Consider the following 20284-nt stretch of genomic DNA (forward strand, 5'->3'; position numbering starts at 1 on the left):
GGGCTTGGCCGTGAAGCTCGACCTTCGCGCCGAGCTCCACGAGCTTCTCCATGCTGTGTCTGCCCGGGGGACGACCCCCGGACCCCCGGCCGGGAGCGGGCTGCTCGGGGCCGGGGGTGGGGGCCTGTCTGGGGTCAGCCGAGGGCTTTGCCGGGGAGTTCGACCTTCGCGCCGAGCTCCACGAGCTTCTCCATGCTGTGTCTGCCCGGGGGACGACCCCCGGGACCCCCGGCCGGGAGTGGGCTGTTCGGGGCCGGGGGTGGGGGCCTGTCTGGGGTCAGCCGAGGGCTTTGCCGGGGAGTTCGACCTTCGCGCCGAGCTCCACCAGCTTCTCCATGAAGTTCTCGTAGCCCCGGTTGATGAGTTCGATGCCGTGGACCCGGGACGTGCCCTGGGCGGCCAGCGCGGCGATCAGGTACGAGAAGCCGCCGCGCAGGTCCGGGATGACCAGGTCGGCGCCCTGGAGCTTGGTGGGGCCCGACACGACCGCGGAGTGGAGGAAGTTCCGCTGGCCGAAGCGGCAGTCGGAGCCGCCCAGGCACTCGCGGTAGAGCTGGATGTGCGCGCCCATCTGGTTCAGGGCGGAGGTGAAGCCCAGACGGGACTCGTAGACCGTCTCGTGGATGATCGACAAGCCCGTGGCCTGCGTCAGCGCCACCACCAGCGGCTGCTGCCAGTCCGTCTGGAAGCCGGGGTGCACGTCCGTCTCCAGAGCGATCGACTTCAACTGCCCGCCGGGGTGCCAGAAGCGGATGCCCTCGTCGTCGATCTCGAAGGCGCCGCCCACCTTCCGGTAGGTGTTGAGGAACGTCATCATCGAGCGCTGCTGGGCGCCCCGGACGTAGATGTCACCCTCGGTCGCCAGCGCCGCCGACGCCCAGGACGCGGCCTCCAGGCGGTCCGGGAGAGCGCGGTGGGTGTAGCCGCCGAGCTTGTCCACACCGGTGATGCGGATCGTGCGGTCGGTGTCCATCGCGATGATCGCGCCCATCTTCTGCAGAACGCAGATCAGGTCCTCGATCTCCGGCTCGACGGCCGCGTTGGACAACTCGGTGACGCCCTCGGCGAGTACGGCCGTCAGCAGCACCTGCTCGGTCGCCCCGACGGACGGGTACGGCAGCTGGATCTTCGTACCGCGCAGCCGCTGCGGAGCCTCCAGGTACTGGCCGTCCGCGCGCTTCTCGATCGTCGCGCCGAACTGCCGCAGCACGTCGAAGTGGAAGTCGATGGGCCGGCCACCGATGTCGCAGCCGCCCAGGCCCGGGATGAAGGCGTGGCCGAGACGGTGCAGCAGGGGGCCGCAGAACAGGATCGGGATGCGGCTGGACCCCGCGTGGGCATCGATGTCGGCGACGTTCGCGCTCTCCACGTACGTCGGGTCGAGCACCAGTTCGCCGGGCTCCTCGCCCGGACGGACCGTCACCCCGTGCAGCTGCAGCAGGCCGCGCACGACGCGCACGTCACGGATGTCCGGAACGTTGCGCAGTCGGCTGGGCGCACTTCCCAGCAGGGCGGCGACCATGGCCTTGGGCACGAGGTTCTTCGCGCCGCGGACACGGATCTCGCCCTCCAGCGGGGTGCCGCCGTGGACAAGCAGGACATCGTCGTTGACGGTCATGAATCTCGCGTTCCATGGAGTCGGGCAGGGTTCGGCCGATCACTTTGCGCAGGGCCGGAGAAGACAGGGTAATCGCCGATTACCCCCCTCCCGTAAGCCCAAGTACCGCCCAGCTAGGTCATAGCTGTGTCACAACACGAACCGTTCACCACCGGGCACATGGCGTCACCACCGGCCGGGCGCGCGCCCGGGTGCACCCATGTCCCTGAGCTGCATTCACTCCCCGGCCCCGATTGGCTCCCCACACCACGGGAAGATGCGGGATCATGTCTGGCATGACCGAGGTGTCCTCGCTCACAGGGCGGCTGCTCGTGGCTACCCCCGCCCTGGCGGACCCGAACTTCGACCGTGCGGTGGTGCTGCTCCTCGACCACGACGAGGAGGGCTCGCTCGGTGTCGTCCTCAACCGCCCCACCCCGGTGGACGTGGGCGACATCCTGGAGGGCTGGGCCGATCTCACCGGCGAACCCGGCGTGGTCTTCCAGGGCGGCCCGGTGTCGCTGGACTCGGCGCTCGGCGTCGCGGTCATCCCCGGCGGCACGGCCGGCGATCGCACCCCGCTCGGCTGGCGCCGGGTGCACGGCGCGATCGGGCTCGTCGACCTGGAGGCCCCGCCCGAGCTGCTGGCCTCGGCCCTCGGCTCCCTGCGGATCTTCGCGGGATACGCCGGCTGGGGCCCCGGCCAGCTGGAGGACGAGCTGGCGGAGGGCGCCTGGTACGTGGTCGAGTCGGAGCCCGGGGACGTCTCCTCGCCGTCCCCGGAGAAACTCTGGCGCGAGGTCCTGCGCCGCCAGCGCAACGAGCTGGCGATGGTGGCCACCTATCCGGACGACCCTTCGCTGAACTGAAGGGCGCGAGCTTCAGTACTCTGGGCCTTATGAGCACTCTCGAGCCCGAGCGCGGGACTGGTACGGGGACCCTCGTAGAGCCGACGCCGCAGGTGTCCCACGGCGACGGCGACCACGAGCGCTTCGCCCACTACGTCCAGAAGGACAAGATCATGGCGAGCGCCCTCGACGGCACCCCCGTCGTGGCGCTCTGCGGCAAGGTGTGGGTGCCGGGCCGTGACCCGAAGAAGTACCCCGTGTGTCCCATGTGCAAGGAGATCTACGAATCCATGGACAGCGGCGGCGACGAGGGCGGCAAGGACAAGTAGCGGCCGCTGGGGTTCATCCCCGGCCGCCGACGAGGCCCCCGGGGTGTCGGGCACACCCCGGGGGCCTTCGCGCGCCCGCGCGGGCGAGTGGTCGAGACCTCTTGTAGGCGGGTCGGCGCGCCCCTAGCCTCGTGCTGTTGTGATCCGGGGAACGGTCGTAGCGCAGAGCGCAACGGCGTGCAACGGCTTCGGGCACCGGCTGGGGACGAGGACTGACGTGAGCGAACTGATTCCGGCACCGCGCGCCGTCGAGGGCCCGATGCGCTGCGCCGTCACGCTCGACCGGGACACCACCCTGTGGGCCGCCCCGGGCACCGGCACCACGGAGCGCTGGCTGCGCGCCACGCTCGGCGCGGCCCTCGGCCTGCCCCTGCCGCCGGGGCCGCAGGACGCGCGTGATTCCGTACGCCTGCACCTGGACGACACGCTGGGGCCGGAGGCGTACCGGCTCGGCGTCGTGTCCGGCCGGGGTGTCGAGATCCGTGGCGGTGACGCGGCCGGGGTCTTCTGGGGCGCCCAGACCCTGCGCCAACTGCTCGGCCCCGACGCCTTCCGGCGGGCTCCCGTGCGCCCGGGGGCCGTCCACGTGATCCCGCACCAGATGGTCGAGGACGCACCGCGCTTCGCCTGGCGCGGCCTCCTGCTCGACGTCGCACGGCACTTCATGCCCAAGGACGGCGTGCTGCGCTATCTGGATCTCCTGGCCGCCCACAAACTCAACGTCCTCCACCTCCATCTGACGGACGACCAGGGCTGGCGGATCGAGATCGAGCGGTATCCGCGACTGACCGAGGTCGGATCCTGGCGGACGCGGACGAAAATCGGGCACGGGGCCTCACCGCTGTGGGACGAAAAACCGCACGGCGGCTACTACACCCAGGACGACATCCGGGAGATCGTCGCCTACGCCGCCGAACGGCATATCGCCGTGGTTCCGGAAATCGACGTACCGGGCCACTCGCAGGCCGCCATCGCCGCGTATCCGGAGCTCGGCAACACCGACGTCATCGACACCACCGCCCTTTCCGTCTGGGACACCTGGGGAATCAATCCCAACGTACTCGCCCCCACCGACAACACCCTCCGCTTCTACGAAGGGGTGTTCGAGGAAGTCCTCGCTCTCTTCCCTTCGGAATTCATCCACATCGGCGGCGACGAATGCCCCAAGGAGCAGTGGAGGCGATCGCCGGCCGCCCAGTCCCGGATCAAGGAACTCGGTCTCGCGGACGAGGACGAACTGCAGTCCTGGTTCATCGGCCACTTCGCGAAGTGGCTCTCCGCGCGCGGCCGCCGGCTCATCGGCTGGGACGAGATCACCGAGGGCGGGCTCGCCGAGGGCGCGGCCGTGTCCTCCTGGCGCGGTTACGCGGGCGGGATCGCCGCCGCGAGGGCCGGCCACGACGTCGTCATGTGCCCCTCGCAGCACGTGTACCTCGACCACCGCCAGGCGCCCGGCGAGGACGAGCCCGTACCGATCGGCTACGTGCGCACCCTTGAGGACGTCTACCGGTTCGAGCCGGTTCCACCGGAGCTGGACGAAGAACAGACCCCGCATGTGCTGGGCGCCCAGGCGAACGTGTGGACGGAGGTGATGGAGGACCCCGCGCGCGTGGACTACCAGGCCTTCCCGCGGCTCGCCGCTTTCGCCGAGGTGGCCTGGAGTGCGCTGCCCGCCCCGGCGGAACGGGACTTCACCGGCTTCGAGCGCCGGATGGCGGCCCACTACCGGCGGCTCGACGCCCTGGGCGTCGCCTACCGCCCGCCCGCCGGCCCCCGGCCCTGGCAGCGGCGGCCCGGGGTGCTCGGGCGCCCGGTCGACGGGCCGCCCCCGAACAGCTAGGGCGAACGCAACGGAAGAACCCCGTAAAGAGCTATGAAAGGCTTCAATCTCCGTACGTCGATGATGTCGTATAAAAACGGACCATCTCCGCAGCGACGGGTGTGAATCACTCCTAGCGGACCCCCGCGTCCGGGCCCTGCGAAGATGTGCCAGAGTTGCCACGTCCGCCCTGTCAGCACGTACCGTACGGCAACACAGGTGGGACCAGGTGGGGCAGCGGGAAGGGGCAGCCGGTTTGACCACGCACGCACCGCAGGCGGCGCAGGCCGTGACGCTGCCCACGACACTGGACGAGGCCGTGGCGGCGCTCGCCGCCATGCCCACGGCCGTACCCGTGGCCGGCGGCACCGACCTGATGGCCGCCGTCAACTCCGGGCAGCTCAGGCCCGCCGCCCTGGTGGGCCTCGGCCGGATCAGCGAGATCCGCGGCTGGCAGTACCAGGACGGCCACGCGCTGCTCGGCGCCGGCCTCACGCACGCGCGCATGGGCCGCCCCGACTTCGCGGCGCTCATCCCGGCGCTCGCCGCCGCCGCGCGCGCCGCCGGCCCGCCGCACATCCGCAACGCGGGCACCCTGGGCGGCAACATCGCCTCCGCCGCGCCCACCGGTGACGCGCTGCCGGTCCTGGCCGCACTGGAGGCGACGCTGATCATCGCGGGCCCGGGCGGGGCCCGCCGGGAACTCCCGGTCTCGCACCTGCTGGCCGGGGTCGACATGCTGCGCGGCGGCGAACTCATCGGCTACGTGCGCGTGCCGCTGCTGCACGCCCCGCAGGTCTTCCTGAAGGCCACCGGACGGACCGGTCCCGGCCGGGCGGTCGCCTCCGTGGCGCTGGTCCTGGACCCGGCCCGGCGCGGAGTGCGGTGCGCGGTGGGTGCCATAGCGCCGATGCCCCTGCGGCCCCTGGAGGCCGAGCAGTGGGTCGCCCGGCTCATCGACTGGGACGGGGACCGAGTGATCGTGCCGGAGGCGCTGAACGCCTTCGGCGAGTACGTCGCCGCGGCCTGCATCCCCGACCCGGCCCCGGAGCAGGACGGCTCCGTACCGCAGCTTCCGCCCGCCGTACTGCACCTGCGGCGCACCGTCGCCGCACTGGCCCGACGAGCACTGGGGAGGGCGCTGTCGTGACCGACGACCAGCACGGAGAGGGCACGCCCCAGGGAGGCGGGCGCTGGGACCCGCTGCCCCAGGGCGACTACGACGACGGCGCCACCGCCTTCGTCAAGCTCCCCGAGGGCGGCATCGACGCCCTCCTGGCCGCGCCGGGTCACGGCTACGTGCCGCCGCAGATAACGGTGGCCCCCGGAGTCGACCCGGGCGCCGACCCGGCGGCGGGCGGCACCTGGGCGGTGCAGGACACCGGTGCCCACTGGCCCGACCCGAACGCCGTGCCCCGGGGGACCGGCGCCGAGCCGGACGACCGGTTCACGTACAACCCCGCCGCCACGCAGCACTGGACCTACGACGAGCCCGCGGCCCCGCCGGCCCCCGGGCACGACGTCACCGGTGAGTGGTCCATCCCCGTGGCCGGGGGCGACCTCCCGGACGAATCGGGCGAGTTCACCGCCTCCTCCCTGGTCGAGCAGTGGGGCGGGGCCGGGAACCCGCCGGCCACCCTCCCGGGCGGCGCGCCCGCGCCCTGGGTGACGGACGCGCCGGGGCAGTCGTGGGGGCAGCAGACGGCGGAGGCGACCACCGAACACCCGGGCCACCCGGTGCCCGAGCACTCCGCCCACGAGGAGTTCCGGCCCGCCGCGACCTACCCCGAGCCCCCGGCCGAGCAGACGCCGGAGCCCGCGCAGGCGGACGGCCCCGAGGCGACCCCGGACACCCAGGAGGCCGCACAGGCCCCTGACGGGCTCGCTGAGCCGCCCGCGGATCCCGAGGCGGACGAGGGGCCCGCCGACGAGCCGGAGGCCGCGCAGGAGGCCGCCACGGCCGACGAGGCCGCAGCGCCGGACGAGACGCCCGTCCCCGGGCCCGCCGCAGCGGACGAGGCGGCCGCGCCGCCCGCGCACGACGAACACCCGCTCGCCTCCTACGTCCTGCGCGTGAACGACACCGAGCGGCCCGTCACCGACGCCTGGATCGGCGAGTCGCTGCTGTACGTCCTGCGCGAGCGGCTCGGGCTCGCCGGGGCCAAGGACGGCTGTTCACAGGGCGAGTGCGGGGCCTGCAACGTCCAGGTCGACGGGCGGCTCGTCGCCTCCTGCCTGGTCCCCGCCGTCACCGCCGCCGGCAGCGAGGTGCGCACCGTCGAGGGCCTCGCGGAGGACGGCCGGCCCTCCGACGTGCAGCGGGCGCTCGCCAGGTGCGGTGCGGTGCAGTGCGGTTTCTGCGTCCCCGGTATGGCGATGACCGTGCACGACCTGCTGGAGGGCAACCCCGCGCCGACCGAACTCGAGGCCCGTCAGGCGCTGTGCGGCAACCTGTGCCGCTGCTCCGGCTACCGCGGGGTCCTGGACGCCGTCCAGGAGGTCGTCGCCGAACGCGAGGCACATGCCGCGGCCGAGACCGAGACGGACACGGACGGGGTACGTATTCCCCACCAGGCGGGCCCGGGAGCCGGCGGCGTCAACACGTCGGCCTTCGACTCACCGGGGACCTTCGGCGGTGCCGGAGGGGTCTTCGGTGGTTCCGGAGGGACCTTCGGCGGTGCCGGAGGGGCCTTCGGCGGTCCCGGACCGCACGACCAGCACTACGGCCAGGACGGAGGCCAGGCGTGAGCAACGAGACCGCCACCGCGACCACCGCCGCGGAGCCGGCCCCCGCCGCCGACCCGGTCCCGCACGGCCTCGGCGTCTCCCTGCCCCCGGCCGACGCCCGCGCCAAGACCGAGGGCACCTTCCCGTACGCCGCCGACCTGTGGGCCGAGGGCCTGCTCTGGGCGGCCGTACTGCGCTCCCCGCACGCGCACGCGCGCATCGTGTCCATCGACACCTCCCACGCGCGCGAGATGCCCGGCGTACGGGCCGTCGTCACCCACGAGGACGTCCCCGGCACCCCGCGCCACGGCCGGGGCACCCCCGACCGCCCGGTGTTCGCCTCCGACGTCGTACGCCACCACGGCGAGCCCATCGCCGCCGTCGCCGCCGACCACCCCGACACCGCGCGGATGGCCGCCGCCGCCGTCATCGTCGAGTACGAGGTGCTCGACCCGGTCACCGACCCCGAACATGCCTTCGAGGCCGAACCGCTGCACCCCGACGGCAACCTGATCCGGCACATCCCGCTGCACCACGGCGACCCGGACGCGCACGGCGAGATCGTCGTCGAGGGCCTGTACCGCATCGGCCGTCAGGACCCGGCCCCCATCGGCGCGGAGGCCGGCCTCGCCGTACCCCGCCCCGACGGCGGCGTGGAGCTCTACCTGGCCTCCACCGACCCGCACACCGACCGGAACACCGCCGCCGCCGTCTTCGGCCTGGCCCCCGAACGCGTGAAGGTCGTCGTCACCGGCGTCCCCGGCGCCACCGCCGACCGCGAGGACCAGGGCTTCCAGCTCCCGCTCGGACTGCTGGCCCTGAAGACCGGCTGCCCGGTGAAACTGACCGCGAGCCGCGAGGAGTCCTTCCTCGGCCACGCCCACCGCCACCCCACACTGCTGCGCTACCGCCACCACGCCGACGCCGACGGCATGCTGGTCAAGGTGGAGGCGCAGATCCTCCTCGACGCGGGCGCGTACGCCGACACCTCCGCCGAGGCCCTGGCCGCCGCCGTCTCCTTCGCCTGTGGCCCGTACGTCGTCCCGAACGCCTTCATCGAGGGCTGGGCCGTACGCACCAACAACCCGCCCTCCGGCCATGTGCGCGGCGAGGGCGCCATGCAGGTGTGCGCCGCCTACGAGGCGCAGATGGACAAGCTCGCCAAGCGGCTCGGCCTGGACCCGGCGGAGGTGCGCCTGCGCAACGCCCTCGCGACCGGCGACGTCCTCCCGATCGGCCAGACGGTCACCTGCCCGGCGCCGGTCGCCGAACTCCTCCAGGCGGTACGGGACTTCCCGCTCCCGCCGCTGCCCAAGGACACGCCCGAGGACGAGTGGCTGCTGCCCGGCGGCCCCGAGGGCGCGGGCGAGCCGGGCGCGGTACGCCGGGGCGTCGGCTACGGCGTCGGCATGGTGCACATGCTCGGCGCGGAGGGCGCGGACGAGGTCTCGACGGCGACGGTGAAGGTCCACGACGGCATCGCCACCGTGCTCTGCGCGGCGGTGGAGACCGGCCAGGGCTTCACCACGCTCGCCCGGCAGATCGTCCAGGAGACGCTCGGCATCGACGAGGTGCACGTGGCCCCCGTGGACACCGACCAGCCCCCGGCCGGCCCGAGCTGCCACGGCCGCCACACCTGGGTGTCGGGCGGCGCGGTGGAACGGGCGGCCAAGATGGTCCGCACCCAGCTCCTGCAGCCCCTGGCGCACAAGTTCGGCATGTCCACCGAGCTGCTCCAGATCACCGACGGCAAGATCACGTCGTACGACGGTGTGCTGTCCACCACGGTCACCGAGGCGCTGGAGGGCAAGGAGCTCTGGGCCACGGCCCAGTGCCGCCCCCACCCCACCGAACCGCTGGACGCCTCCGGCCAGGGCGACGCCTTCGTGGGCCTGGCCTTCTGCGCGGTCCGCGCGGTGGTCGACGTCGACATCGAACTCGGCTCCGTACGGGTCGTGGAACTGGCCGTCGCCCAGGACGTGGGCCGCGTGCTCAACCCGGCCCAGCTCGAGGCCCGTATCGAGGCGGGCGTCACCCAGGGCGTAGGCATCGCGCTCACCGAGAACCTGCGCACCCCGCGCGGCCTGATCCGCCACCCCGACCTCACCGGGTACGCGCTGCCCACGGCCCTGGACGCCCCCGACATCCGGATCGTCAAACTCGTCGAGGAACGCGACGTGGTCGCCCCCTTCGGCGCGAAGGCCGCCAGCGCGGTGCCCGTGGTCACCTCCCCGGCGGCCATCGCCTCCGCCGTCCGCGCGGCGACCGGCCGCCCGGTCAACCGCCTCCCGATCCGCCCGCAGGCCGCGGTGGTGACGGCCCAGTGAGCGGCCAGGAACCGCAGGAGTCGCCGGAGCCGCGCTACGAGCCGCCACCGGCGGTCGGCAAGCTGCTGCTGTGGATCCTGCTGTTCGTGGTGGCGGCGGTCGTGGTCGTGCTGGGCGGGATCTACTTCACCTGACCACGTACCTCGGACCGGTCCGCACCCGCCCGCTGTACGCGATCCTCGCGGGGACGGAACGGGCCCGGGTCGCCTGACGTCCTCTCCTGAGGGGCGTTGTCAGTGGGTCGGCGTAGTGTTCCGATCAGTGGGGGACAGTCCGTGTCCCGCTCACGCACTACGCAGTGCGCACCACGCGGTGCGGCACCACGTACGACGCACCACGTACGACTGAATCGCGGGGGAGCGATGAGCACGACCGACGCCGGTGTAGCGGTGATCACTTTGACCGAGGACGACCTCGGTCCGTACGTCACGCACGCGCCGACCCGCCATTGGCTGACCGGCCCCGGACTGCCCGGCGACAGCGGCCTGTTGACGTTCGACCCGCTCCGCACGGCAGGCCTGCGCACGCTCGCGGACGCCGCGGACGACCCGGCCGAGCATCTGCGGGACCGGCTGGTCATAGGCGAACTGCTGTACCCGGCAGGGATGGAGACGGAATCGCTCCTTCTCGACGGCGGCACCGGCGAGATCACGACGACGTACCTCTTCGAGGCGATGGACAGCCGGCCCCTCGCGCCCTCGCTGGAGGCGCTGGTCCGGTTCGCCTCGGTCACCGAGGAACTCGCCGCACTCCGGGGCGAGTTCGCCTCGTACGCGGGCCGCCACGGCACCAAGGCGGCCACGGAGGCGTCCCGCCGCCTCCTGGCCCTCTTCGAGGAGGGCGCGGGCGGCGAGGTCCCGCCGTACTGGAAGGCGGCCGCCCTCATCCGCCCCCTCGCCCTGGTCGCGGGCCCCGGCACGGACTCCGGCCTCGGCCTGGACCTCCCCGCCCGCCTGCTGGACCAGGAGTTCGGCCAGGGCCGGGTGGCCCGTTTCGAGGAGGTCGACTTCCCGGCCGCGCTCACCCACGAGCCGACCCGCCGCTTCCTGCGCGAGACCGGCCTGCCGGAGAACGCGGACCTCTTCCACCTGGACACGGACGCCCCCCTCCCCACGCTCACGGAGTACTTCACCTCGGAAAGCGCCGACGGCTACCCCGTCGAGGCTCTCCCCGCCCACGCCGACCACCTGATCCGCCTCGGCCACCTGGTGGAGGAGAACAGCCTGGTGATCGACGGCAGGACGGGCGCGGTCCTGAACTTCAGTGAGCCCGAGGCGACCCTGTACCCCCTGAACACGGACGTCTCCACCCTCGCCTTCACCCTCTGGCTCCTCCACCACGAACGCAGGATCGACGCCCACCTGGGCCACGAACTGACCACCGAGGCCTACGACCAGCTGGCCGCGGCGATGATCCACACCCTGGCGTCCCTCGACCCGACCGGCGCCAGGCCGCACACCGACTGGCACTACTGGACGCAGCTCTTCCAGGACGAGGCGGGCGGCGTGCTCTGAGCGGTCGGTCAGAGCGCGGGCAACTGGTCGTAGGTCTTGAACGTGTACGTGGCGTCGTAGGTCATCAGGTTGCCGCTCGCGGCCGGCAGACCGAGCCGCCGGTTGAGCGGTCCGGTCAGCGGCCCGCAGTGCTCGGCGGCCGGGGCGGTGAAGGTGTCGTCGTACGCCGAGAACTTGATGACCGGCGGATCCTGCGAGACCCACTCCGAGGGCCCCGACCGCTGCATCCGGAAGTCGACGGGCTCGCCCGCCCCGATGACACAGCCGTGCGGCAGCCAGGGGCTGATCAACCGGAAGCGCAGACTGAACTGCCCCGTGTAGAAGTCGGAGCGGCCCCCGTACTCCGGCCGTATCGCCCCGGGCAACCCGTCCGGCAGCGTGGTCGGCACCGTGTGCAGAGCCCCCCACACCTGCCCGTTGCCACCGTCCGCCAGAGGCCCCTCGGCATGGGTCATGGTGATCGGCGCGAGCGCCACGCCGACCTTGCCGATCGTCAGCTTCGGCGCCGCGGTGTGCACCTCGCACCGCCACTTGCCCGGATCGACACCGGCGGGCAGGGCCGGGCAGTCACTGAAATCAGCAGCCGCCTGGGACTGCGCCGAGGCGACCCCGGGCGCGCACACCCCCATGACACCGGCCAGTGCAGCGGCACCCAGGACGGACACGGCGGCGCGACGGACAAGGGAAGCGCGAGGACGATCAGCAGTGGTGTTCGACATGCCCACCAGCCTGCCGACCACCAGGCGCACACCACCATCGGTGACAGCCCCGACGCCCCCCTGACATCACCCTGATGCCTGGTCGGGGGCGGCGGTTCCCTCAACGCCGCACGTGCGGACCCAGGTTGAGCAGCACCCTGCCGAGCTGGTCGGACGTGAGGGCGGGCTCGGGCAGAGGGGGTGCGGCCGGGCTGGGGCGAAGGCCGTCGAGGAGCAGGGTGAGCGGGCGGAGCCAGGCGTCCGGGGCGACCGTGGTGAGCGCGGGAACGGTCCTGCCCAGTGCTGCCAGGATGAGGAGCAGGTCCTCGACGGTGAGGTCTGAGCGGATGGTGCCCTGCTCCTGACCGCGCCGGAGCAGCTCGTCGATGGTTTCCCGGTTGTGGGCGTGGATCACCTCGAGGGAGGTGACTCCTTCCAGGTTCGTGGTCATGAGGTCGTTGGCGCCGCGGTCCGCGGCCAGGCCCGCGAACACCGTCCGCAGGTACTGCGTCAGCCCCGTCCACCCGTCCTCGGCTGTTCGCGCTCGCTCGCCGGCCGCCGTGGTCTCCGTGAGCGCGTCCCGGAAGACCTCGTCGACGAGCGCGGCGCGGGTGGGGAAGTGGCGGTAGAGGGTGGCGTTGCCCAGGCTCGCCCGCCGGGCGATCTCATCCAGCGGGGCGTCCAGGCCCTGTTCGGCGAAGACCTCGCGGGCCTTGTCCGTCAGCAGCTTCCGGTTGCGCTGCGCATCACGGCGCCCTGCCGGCGAACGGCCGCCCATCGTGTCTCCTCTTCCTCGCACCGTACCGGGGAGTGCTCCCCGGTACGGATGTTATCGTTGGGCGAGCAAACGGGGAGTGCTCCCCGTTTTGCTTCCCGCGGGTACGACACCCGTGTTCGTTCGTGGGGGAGGAGGAGTATGCCCGGCACCGCACTCGTGCTCGGCGGCGGCGGACCGGTGGGCGGAGCCTGGTTGACCGGGGTGCTCGCCGGACTCACCGAGGCCGGGATCGATCTCGGCAGCGCCGACGTCGTGATCGGTACCTCCGCCGGTGCCGTCTTCGGGTCCCGACTCCGGTCCGGGGCCTCGGCCGCGGATCTCTACGAGCGTCAGCTGTCCGGCGCGGACGCGGTCCGTCTGCCGGTGACACTGCGCCAGACGGCGCGCTTCCTCCGGGCGGCACTTGGTTCCCGCGATTCGCAACGGTCCATCGAACGCCTGTCCCGGGCGGCGTTGCACACCCGGACCGGCCCGGAGTCGGACGTCTTCGACACGATCGGCGCGCTGCTGGGTGACGTACGCGACTGGCCCGAGCGGGAGTTGCGGATCGCCGCGGTCGACGCGCTGAGCGGACGGACCGAAGCGTTCGACTCGCGCTCCGGAGTCACACTCCTCGAAGCGGTTGCGGCGAGCTGCGCCGTACCCGTCGTATGGCCGCCGGTCACCGTGGCGGGCCGGCGCTGGATGGACGGCGGCAGCCGTTCGACCGCCAACCTGCAGCTCGCACGCGGGTACCGCCGGGTCCTGGCGATCGCGCCGGTCCCGACGGCGGTCGGGCCGCATCCGAGCGCCTCGCAGCAGGCCGCGGAACTGTCCGACGACGGGGCACGCGTGATCCTGCTGTGCCCGGACCGCGCCGCGCGCCGCGCGATGGGCCGCAACATGACGGACGACACCCGCCGGCCGGCTGCCGCCCGCGCGGGCCACGCCCAGGCCAGTGCATCGGCCCCCGCGGTGGCCGACGTCTGGCAGGGGTGACGTGCGGCAATGGAGGCCGTGGCGGGAATCGAACCCGCGTAACTCGCTTTGCAGGTTTGTCCGGGGCGGTCAGATCGTGATCCGGACAAGTTCACCGGCGTTCATTCGTGTACGGAAGCCGCGTGCGCATCGACTGACCGAACGGCCCTGGACGGCCACGTACGGCGATGAATGAGACGGAGACTGAGACGGAGTGAACCTCCCTGCACCCGGCGCCTCCTCGACCGTGCGGGTGACTTGTAGGGCGCGTCCTGCCCCTGCCACAATCGAGGGCATGGCCACACAAAGCGAGCAAGCGGCATCGCCGCTTCGCGTAATCGCGCACTGCCTAAGGCGGTTGCGGCGGTTGACCGGTGGCTTCATTGCGCGCGTGGCTCTGCTGGTGGCTTTCATCGTGATGGCCCCGCCCTTGATGGTTACCGCGTTGTCCAGGCCCACCGCTCGTGCCAGCTCTGTTAGGTCTCCGAAGTTCGGCTCACTTCTGCCTGCACGCTGCTGAGCGCTCTGTCCCGTTCGGAACAGGGATGAGCTTTCAGGCGTACGTGCGTTTATCGGGAGCGCTGTAGAGCGTGCCTGAGCCCATCCTCCGGGCTAGGCGAGAGGTCAGTCGACCGTGTTCACGAAGATCAAGGAAGTAGTTCGACGATGGCGTAAGCGAGACAGGGCTGAGGTCAGCCTTCCGCCCGAACTGCCGAGCGTCGAACCGAGCTACCTGAAGGTTGCCATCGTGGGTGGCATCGTAGAGGGCATCGTTCACAAAGCCGTTGACCCCGCGTGGGACTTGGCGAAGGAGGTGGCTCCGCACATCGGCCACTTCCTGCAGCACTTGTTCTGATGCGGGGGGCCTCTGCGAGGTTCACAGCGGAGGCGCTTGATTGGAGCCCGTCCCGTACCGCTTGACGACGCTCGGGGCGGCGGCACTCCCGGACAGGACAGCCCGCCGCCCGGTCTCCATCCCGACACCAGAAACAGGAGTTTGCCTGTGGCAGACAAGCAAGAAGAGCACCACCGGCGGGGCGTGCTCTTCTCGCTGTTCGGCGCCACGCGCCGCCCGAGGGGCGCGCCGCGCAGCGGCCCCTTCTTCACGCCCTGAGCCGCACCGAACCACCCCAGACACCCCCCCCTTTTTTTCCTAAGTGGGAAACGCTGCGTCACCTGCGTCACCGGCCCCGGGAAAACGGCGGGTGACCTGCGCCAACACGGGCGAGTAGCCGAACGGTGCACTATTGAGCGGGCCAAAGGCGGACGTCGAAGACCGCTACCGCCGGCTGTCCGAACTGCCGCTGCCGGGACAAGAAGCTGAACATGCCCCTCACCATGGCCGTGCAGCGCATCACTGAGGCCCGCAGCGCGGTCCACGCGACCGCCCGGCCGCACGGCGTTCGATGACGCCATGGTGCCCCGGTAGATCCAGTGCTCGCCGAAACCCGCAGGCCAGACGTCTGTATGACGCAGATGACGAGGGTGACGCAGAAATCCCCACCTCGGACACACGGGCCCCCAGCCGCCGCCCGCCTCGCTGTCGACGCCCGGCCGGTGCGGCTGCCTCACGGACGCCCATGTCGCGCGGCTGTTCACCGCAGCGCAGGCCAAGGGTGAGTCCCCGAGGCACTGCGCGGACGCGTGGACCAACGCCCTGACCAACGCCGTTCGAGAGCTGGAGAAGCAGCGCGACACCAAGACCGTGAAGAAGCCCGGCAAGGCGTGGACGGTCAAGGCGTGGCTGACGCACTGGGTTGAGAACGTCGCACCCCTCGCCGTCAACGACAACACCATGGTCGGGTACGGCGTCGCGGTCCGAAAGCACCTCATCCCCGGCTTGGGCGCTCACCGGCTCGACAGGCTCAAGCCCGAGCACATCGAGAGGTTCTACGCCAAGATGCAGGCCAACGGCAGTAAGCCCGCCACCGCTCATCAGGTGCACCGAACCTTGCGCACCGCCCTCAATGAGGCCGTGCGGCGCGGTCATCTCGGCAAGAACCCCGTCCTGTTGGCCAAGGCACCGAAGACGGGGGATTACGAGGTGGAGCCCTACAGCGTCCAAGAGGTACAGCGATTGCTGAAGGCCGCTGAACAGCACCGCAACTCCGCACGATGGGCCGTCGCGCTCGCCCTCGGCCTGCGTCAAGGGGAGATACTGGGGCTGAAGTGGGACGACGTGGACCTTGAGGGTGGATTCCTTGTCGTCCGCCGTAGCCGCCACCGCCCGGAGTACGCCCACGGGTGCACGGAGCCCTGTGGACGCAAGGCTGCCGGGTACTGCCCACAGAAGTGGCGCACCAACCCTGAGTTATCCACCACCAAGTCGCGCGCCGGTCGCCGCGCGGTCGGCCTTCCCAAACAACTCGTTGAGCTATTCCGTGCCCATCTCAAGGCCCAGGAAAAGGAGCGAGCGGCGGCCGGGAAGCGCTGGGAAGAGAACAGGCTGGTTTTCCCGGATGAACACGGCCGTAGCCCGTCTCACCGTCGGGACTGGGCTGATTGGAAGGCACTGCTGGCAAAGGCGAACGTCCGGGATGGTCGTCTGCACGATGCGCGCCACACGGCCGCCACGGTGTTGCTCATCCTGGGGGTGCCTGAGCGGGCCGTCATAGGCCTCATGGGATGGTCGACTACTAACATGGCCGCTCGCTATCAACACATGGTGGACGCTGTTCGCGCCGACATCGCGAATCAGGTAGACGGCCTGCTCTGGGCGGCTGGATCGGAGACTGAGCAGCACGGCCTCTGAACGATCTTGGTTTTAGCAAGTCGCTTGACGAAGTGTGTGATACAGGCTTCGTCAAGCGACTCGCAGACCTCGGATAAGGTTAAGTGCGAACGGAAAATCATACAGGTGCAGCGTCCGATCGGAAGCCCTACTGCACTAGCGACCCAACTGGTCAGGGCGTACGATAATGGCATCAGCGTCAAAAATTCTGAGCGGCAGCGGAGGCGGTTTCCTCTGCGCCCCAGGGCTGATGCCCGTTCGCTTGCTACATGCATGGCGCAAAGCGCCTGGTAGTGGGTCTAGGTGTAGATGATGACTACGGTTGAGTTTCCCGGTGGCCTCGCAGTAGAGACGTTCACCTATCCTGAGGATTCTTCATCCTATCGAGCTCGATGACAAGCAGTTGGTCGAGTATGGCCTCCCGCCAAGGCCCGAAGAGAATCCCGCACTGCTGAAGCGGTGGGAGAGTATGCTTCGAGATGCACACCTCCTCAAGCCTGACTTTGGCGAGCCGCCTCCTGTTCGCCAACAGTTGACGGCCACCACAGAAGCAGATGTGGAGCAGTTGGCACGAGGCGCGCAACCAAACGCCGAAACAAGTGCCATATGGTCGGGCGGCGTGGTACGCCCCCCCGATGGTGCGACGGTGAACACTGTCTACGGCGAGTGGGTGGTTCCACGCCCCTACCCGCCCGCGCTAAACGGCACCTTTTCCTACGACTCTACGTGGGTCGGCATCGATGGTGATGGTTCGTCAGATATATTGCTGGCCGGCATCACCGCAAACACTATGGGAGTTCAGGTTTTTGGTAACCCGCAGGTGGTGGTCAGTGCCTACGCGTGGTACGACTGGTGGTCACCAGAGACCGTTGACCCGAGAGCGGTCTATCCCAAGGTGATCCCCAATTTTCCATTCGCTTTCGGCGAGAAGATTGCCTGTTACATCTACGTAACGTCCACGCGGAGCGCAAACATTGATCTGTACAATATGAGTCGCCGTCAGATGATGCCCTTCTCGCTCAATGCGCCGCCAGATACGAGCCTGGTCGGGAACTGTGCTGAATGGATTGTCGAGCGCCCTACGGACCCCGTCTCGTTGAGGCCCACTCAGCTTGCGAACTATGGTTCAGTCGCATTCGAGAGCTGCTTTGCAGTCTTCTCTGATGGTACGAATGCATCATCTGATGCGGGAAGTAATATAAACATGACGGACGATGTGGGTGGTGTGATCTCCGTTGGAAATCTCGTAGGAGCCGACGTGGTCACCTGTACCTATATTTGATCGCAGGCTTCTTTCCGGAATTCGCTTAGCGCTCATAGGTGTTGGCATGCCTTGTGTAGGCCCGTGGGTGATCCCGGCATGCCTGCAATCAGGCGCAAGTGAGACGGGAACTGAGACGGGCGGCCAGGAACTGAGACGGGCGGCCAGAGGGATGGCACCGCTAGAGATGTGCCGCCTTCAGTTCTCCCTGGTCAAGACGATAGAGGCCGTGGCGGGAATCGAACCCGCGTAACTCGCTTTGCAGGCGAGTCCCTGAACCACTCGGGCACACGGCCGTGATCAACTTCGTCCACGCGGCCGTGGTGGGAATCGAACCCGCGTAACTCCCCGCGAGCGGAGCTCGCTGATGGGTGCAGCGCGGGCGAGTCCCTGAACCAGGGGCACACGGCCGTGTTGACGAGACGACCGTAGGGCGGGATGGGGGAGGGGCTCAAGGGAAGCGCCGGGGCTGCAACGGGACTGCCATACGGCGTTCATGAACCGGGGGTCGGGCAGTTGGGGCGTACGACGAAGGTCGCAGGTCATGGGCGACCTCGGACAGGGGTCGAACCAGGCTGTGCGCCTTACGCTGGCGGCCATGGACGCCCTTGAACGACGCGATACCGAAACGGCCGACCCGGTCGACGGATCCGAGGACACCGTCCTCGGGCGGGCCCGCCGGGCGCTGACCGTCGGGATCGTGTCCGTCGTGGTGCTGATCGCCTTCGAGGCGACCGCGGTGGGGACGGCGATGCCGGTCGCCGCGCGGGAGCTGGACGGACTGTCGCTGTACGCGTTCGCGTTCTCCGGGTACTTCACGACGAGCCTGTTCGGGATGGTGCTCGCCGGGCAGTGGTCCGACCGGCGGGGGCCGCTCGGGGCGCTCACCATCGGGATCGGGGCCTTCGCGGCCGGGCTGGTGGTGGCCGGGACCGCCGGGGCGATGTGGGTGTTCATCGTGGGGCGGGCCGTGCAGGGCTTCGGCGGCGGGCTGGTGATCGTCGCCTTGTACGTCGTCGTGGGCCGGGCCTATCCCGAGCGGCTGCGGGCCGCCGTCATGGCGGCCTTCGCCGCCGGCTGGGTCGTGCCGTCGGTCGTCGGCCCGCTGGCGGCGGGGGCGGTGACCGAGCACCTCGGCTGGCGCTGGGTGTTCCTCGGCATCCCGGTGCTGGTGGTCCTCCCGCTGGCCCTCGCGCTGCCGCAGATACGGCGGCGGGCCGCCGGACCCGTCGACGAGGAGACGGCGGCCACGTTCGACCGCCGGCGCATCCGGCTCGCGCTCGGGATCTCCCTCGGCGCGGGGCTGCTGCAGTACGCCGCGCAGGACCTGCGGTGGGTCTCCCTGCTGCCCGGTGCCGCGGGCGCCGCGCTGCTCGTGCCGGCCGTACTCGGCCTCCTGCCGCGCGGCACCTACCGGGCGGCCCGCGGACTGCCGTCGGTCGTGCTGCTGCGCGGGGTCGCCGCGGGGTCCTTCATCGCCGCCGAGTCCTTCGTACCGCTGATGCTGGTCACCCAGCGGGGGCTGTCGCCGACACTGGCGGGCTTCTCGCTCGCGGCGGGCGGGGCGACCTGGGCACTGGGCTCGTGGGTGCAGTCACGGACGCGGTTCGCACCGCACCGGGAACGGCTGATGACCGCCGGAATGCTGCTCGTGGCGGCGGCCATCACCACCGCGCCCAGTGTGCTGGTCCCCGCCGTGCCGGTGTGGACCGTCGCCGTCGCCTGGGCCTTCGGCTGCTTCGGCATGGGACTGGTGATCTCCTCCGCCGGCGTGCTCCTGTTCCAGCTGTCCGCCCCGGAGGAGGCCGGCACCAACTCGGCCGCACTGCAGATCTCCGACGCCCTGGCCAACGTCGTCCTCCTCGCGGCGACCGGCACGGCCTTCGCGGCGCTGGGCGGCGGCAGCACGACGGTCACGGCGGACGGCCACACCGGTGCGCCTCCGGTGGCTTTCGCCGCGGTGTTCCTGCCGATGGCCGGAATAGCGCTGATCGGGGCCTGGGTGACGACGCGGCTGCGGGAGCCGGCGGGCGAACCGTAAACCATTCGGCGCCAACCGATCACGCACTGTAGTTACCCGGGATGCATGAACTCGTCCTTCACCTCGACCCCGGCACCCGCCGCGCCCTCGACGACCTGGCCGACGCCCAGGGCCGCACGATTCAGGACGTGGCCGAGGAGGCCGTACGCCGGGAGCTGCACGAGCAAGGCGTCCTCGTGCGCGCCGTCGCCGAGCGTCTCGCCGCCGCGCACGCCGACCTGTCGAGGAGGCTCGGCGAATGACCCGCCACCTCACCGTCGCCGAGGTCACCGCCGTCGCCGAAGTCGCTTTCGGCGGGCGGCCGCCGGAAGCCCGTGCGCCCGGGCTGCTCGCCTCGGCGGTGCACCGGCCGCGCGCCCGCATGTTCGGCACGGCGGCCCACGACGACCTCCACGAGCAGGCCGCCGCACTACTGCACGGCATCGCCACCAACCACCCTCCGGTGGACGGCAACAAGCGCACCGCCTGGCTCGCCACCGCCACCTTCCTCGCCCTGAACGGCGTCGATCTCGCCGCGGTCGACCAGGACACGGCGTACGACCTGGTCATCGACGTGGCCTCGGGAAAGGAGAGCGACATAGCCGTGATCGCGGCGCGACTGCGCGTGCTGTGACGTGGATCCCACCCGCCGGTGACCCGGCCTCGTCCGCGCGTCGG

Annotated in this window: 17 protein-coding genes, 2 tRNA genes and 1 pseudogene; 15 read left to right on the top strand and 5 right to left on the bottom strand. The window is 70.7% G+C overall.

Features of this window, described 5'->3' with window-relative positions; translation table 11 throughout:
- Positions 1 to 277: 277 nt before the first annotated feature.
- Positions 278 to 1618 carry a UDP-N-acetylglucosamine 1-carboxyvinyltransferase gene (murA, locus tag ACFY0F_RS35395; protein ID WP_388803930.1) on the bottom strand — a complete coding sequence of 447 codons (1341 nt, stop codon included), beginning with the start codon at positions 1616 to 1618 and terminating at the stop codon, positions 278 to 280.
- A gap of 275 nt (positions 1619 to 1893) precedes the next feature.
- Here murA and ACFY0F_RS35400 point away from each other — a divergent pair, with 275 nt between their 5' ends.
- The 8 genes from ACFY0F_RS35400 (at position 1894) to ACFY0F_RS35435 (ending at position 11161) form a co-directional block, all read left to right on the top strand.
- Positions 1894 to 2466: a YqgE/AlgH family protein gene (locus tag ACFY0F_RS35400; RefSeq protein WP_388803933.1), complete on the top strand. Its 573-nt coding sequence runs from the start codon at positions 1894 to 1896 to the stop codon at positions 2464 to 2466.
- Positions 2467 to 2495: 29 nt separating this feature from the next.
- Entirely contained in the window at positions 2496 to 2774 is a 279-nt protein-coding gene (locus ACFY0F_RS35405; RefSeq protein ID WP_388803936.1) for a DUF3039 domain-containing protein, read from the top strand.
- 217 nt (positions 2775 to 2991) lie between these two features.
- A complete protein-coding gene (locus ACFY0F_RS35410; protein ID WP_388803939.1) occupies positions 2992 to 4614 on the top strand; it encodes a beta-N-acetylhexosaminidase in 1623 nt (540 codons plus the stop codon).
- A 235-nt stretch (positions 4615 to 4849) separates the two neighbouring features.
- Positions 4850 to 5743, top strand: a complete 894-nt coding sequence (locus ACFY0F_RS35415) for an FAD binding domain-containing protein (RefSeq protein ID WP_388803942.1) — start codon at positions 4850 to 4852, stop codon at positions 5741 to 5743.
- A complete protein-coding gene (locus ACFY0F_RS35420) occupies positions 5740 to 7341 on the top strand; it encodes a 2Fe-2S iron-sulfur cluster-binding protein (RefSeq protein WP_388803944.1) in 1602 nt (533 codons plus the stop codon). Before ACFY0F_RS35415 ends, ACFY0F_RS35420 begins: the two co-directional genes overlap by 4 nt.
- Positions 7338 to 9647 carry a xanthine dehydrogenase family protein molybdopterin-binding subunit gene (locus tag ACFY0F_RS35425; protein ID WP_388803947.1) on the top strand — a complete coding sequence of 770 codons (2310 nt, stop codon included), beginning with the start codon at positions 7338 to 7340 and terminating at the stop codon, positions 9645 to 9647. The genes ACFY0F_RS35420 and ACFY0F_RS35425 overlap by 4 nt, the downstream gene beginning before the upstream one ends.
- Positions 9644 to 9781, top strand: coding sequence for a hypothetical protein (locus ACFY0F_RS35430; protein ID WP_388803949.1), 138 nt, complete (start codon positions 9644 to 9646; stop codon positions 9779 to 9781). The genes ACFY0F_RS35425 and ACFY0F_RS35430 overlap by 4 nt, the downstream gene beginning before the upstream one ends.
- 228 nt (positions 9782 to 10009) lie before the next feature.
- Positions 10010 to 11161, top strand: a complete 1152-nt coding sequence (locus ACFY0F_RS35435) for an SUKH-4 family immunity protein (protein WP_388803952.1) — start codon at positions 10010 to 10012, stop codon at positions 11159 to 11161.
- 8 nt (positions 11162 to 11169) lie between these two features.
- Here the strand turns inward: ACFY0F_RS35435 and ACFY0F_RS35440 are convergent, their stop codons facing one another.
- Together ACFY0F_RS35440 and ACFY0F_RS35445 are read right to left on the bottom strand one after the other, a co-directional pair.
- Positions 11170 to 11880: a hypothetical protein gene (locus tag ACFY0F_RS35440; RefSeq protein ID WP_388803955.1), complete on the bottom strand. Its 711-nt coding sequence runs from the start codon at positions 11878 to 11880 to the stop codon at positions 11170 to 11172.
- Positions 11881 to 11980: 100 nt separating this feature from the next.
- Complete coding sequence (locus ACFY0F_RS35445) at positions 11981 to 12637, bottom strand: TetR/AcrR family transcriptional regulator (protein WP_388803958.1); 657 nt, start codon at positions 12635 to 12637, stop codon at positions 11981 to 11983.
- A 138-nt stretch (positions 12638 to 12775) separates the two neighbouring features.
- Here ACFY0F_RS35445 and ACFY0F_RS35450 point away from each other — a divergent pair, with 138 nt between their 5' ends.
- The 4 genes and pseudogenes from ACFY0F_RS35450 (at position 12776) to ACFY0F_RS35465 (ending at position 17607) form a co-directional block, all read left to right on the top strand.
- A complete protein-coding gene (locus ACFY0F_RS35450) occupies positions 12776 to 13615 on the top strand; it encodes a patatin-like phospholipase family protein (RefSeq protein WP_388803961.1) in 840 nt (279 codons plus the stop codon).
- Positions 13616 to 14228: 613 nt separating this feature from the next.
- On the top strand, positions 14229 to 14450 hold the full coding sequence (locus ACFY0F_RS35455) for a hypothetical protein (protein ID WP_388803964.1): 222 nt from the start codon (positions 14229 to 14231) through the stop codon (positions 14448 to 14450).
- Positions 14451 to 15254: 804 nt separating this feature from the next.
- Positions 15255 to 16346: pseudogene (locus ACFY0F_RS35460) on the top strand (tyrosine-type recombinase/integrase); the annotation flags it as partial.
- A 448-nt stretch (positions 16347 to 16794) separates the two neighbouring features.
- Complete coding sequence (locus ACFY0F_RS35465; protein ID WP_388803967.1) at positions 16795 to 17607, top strand: G1 family glutamic endopeptidase; 813 nt, start codon at positions 16795 to 16797, stop codon at positions 17605 to 17607.
- A gap of 203 nt (positions 17608 to 17810) precedes the next feature.
- On the opposite strand, the gene ACFY0F_RS35470 is transcribed toward ACFY0F_RS35465, so the two are convergent.
- Positions 17811 to 17882: transfer RNA gene (locus tag ACFY0F_RS35470), tRNA-Cys, on the bottom strand.
- Positions 17883 to 17901: 19 nt separating this feature from the next.
- Positions 17902 to 17997, bottom strand: a tRNA-OTHER gene (locus ACFY0F_RS35475).
- Positions 17998 to 18184: 187 nt separating this feature from the next.
- Between ACFY0F_RS35475 and ACFY0F_RS35480 the strand changes: the two genes are divergently transcribed.
- From ACFY0F_RS35480 to ACFY0F_RS35490, 3 genes are read left to right on the top strand one after another with little or no spacing between them, the layout of a single operon-like run.
- Positions 18185 to 19627 carry an MFS transporter gene (locus ACFY0F_RS35480; protein WP_388803970.1) on the top strand — a complete coding sequence of 481 codons (1443 nt, stop codon included), beginning with the start codon at positions 18185 to 18187 and terminating at the stop codon, positions 19625 to 19627.
- 41 nt (positions 19628 to 19668) lie between these two features.
- On the top strand, positions 19669 to 19869 hold the full coding sequence (locus ACFY0F_RS35485; RefSeq protein WP_388803973.1) for a hypothetical protein: 201 nt from the start codon (positions 19669 to 19671) through the stop codon (positions 19867 to 19869).
- Positions 19866 to 20240, top strand: a complete 375-nt coding sequence (locus ACFY0F_RS35490) for a type II toxin-antitoxin system death-on-curing family toxin (RefSeq protein WP_388803976.1) — start codon at positions 19866 to 19868, stop codon at positions 20238 to 20240. Before ACFY0F_RS35485 ends, ACFY0F_RS35490 begins: the two co-directional genes overlap by 4 nt.
- Positions 20241 to 20284 lie beyond the last annotated feature (44 nt).

The organism is Streptomyces sp. NPDC001544 (assembly GCF_042894285.1).
GTDB lineage: Bacteria > Actinomycetota > Actinomycetes > Streptomycetales > Streptomycetaceae > Streptomyces.

Coding starts and splice junctions, on each gene's coding strand:
- murA (WP_388803930.1), bottom strand. CDS start 1,618: ATGACCGTCAACGACGATGTCCTGCTTGTCCACGGCGGCACCCCGCTG.
- ACFY0F_RS35400 (WP_388803933.1), top strand. CDS start 1,894: ATGACCGAGGTGTCCTCGCTCACAGGGCGGCTGCTCGTGGCTACCCCC.
- ACFY0F_RS35405 (WP_388803936.1), top strand. CDS start 2,496: ATGAGCACTCTCGAGCCCGAGCGCGGGACTGGTACGGGGACCCTCGTA.
- ACFY0F_RS35435 (WP_388803952.1), top strand. CDS start 10,010: ATGAGCACGACCGACGCCGGTGTAGCGGTGATCACTTTGACCGAGGAC.
- ACFY0F_RS35440 (WP_388803955.1), bottom strand. CDS start 11,880: ATGTCGAACACCACTGCTGATCGTCCTCGCGCTTCCCTTGTCCGTCGC.
- ACFY0F_RS35445 (WP_388803958.1), bottom strand. CDS start 12,637: ATGGGCGGCCGTTCGCCGGCAGGGCGCCGTGATGCGCAGCGCAACCGG.
- ACFY0F_RS35450 (WP_388803961.1), top strand. CDS start 12,776: ATGCCCGGCACCGCACTCGTGCTCGGCGGCGGCGGACCGGTGGGCGGA.
- ACFY0F_RS35465 (WP_388803967.1), top strand. CDS start 16,795: ATGCTTCGAGATGCACACCTCCTCAAGCCTGACTTTGGCGAGCCGCCT.
- ACFY0F_RS35480 (WP_388803970.1), top strand. CDS start 18,185: ATGGACGCCCTTGAACGACGCGATACCGAAACGGCCGACCCGGTCGAC.
- ACFY0F_RS35485 (WP_388803973.1), top strand. CDS start 19,669: ATGCATGAACTCGTCCTTCACCTCGACCCCGGCACCCGCCGCGCCCTC.
- ACFY0F_RS35490 (WP_388803976.1), top strand. CDS start 19,866: ATGACCCGCCACCTCACCGTCGCCGAGGTCACCGCCGTCGCCGAAGTC.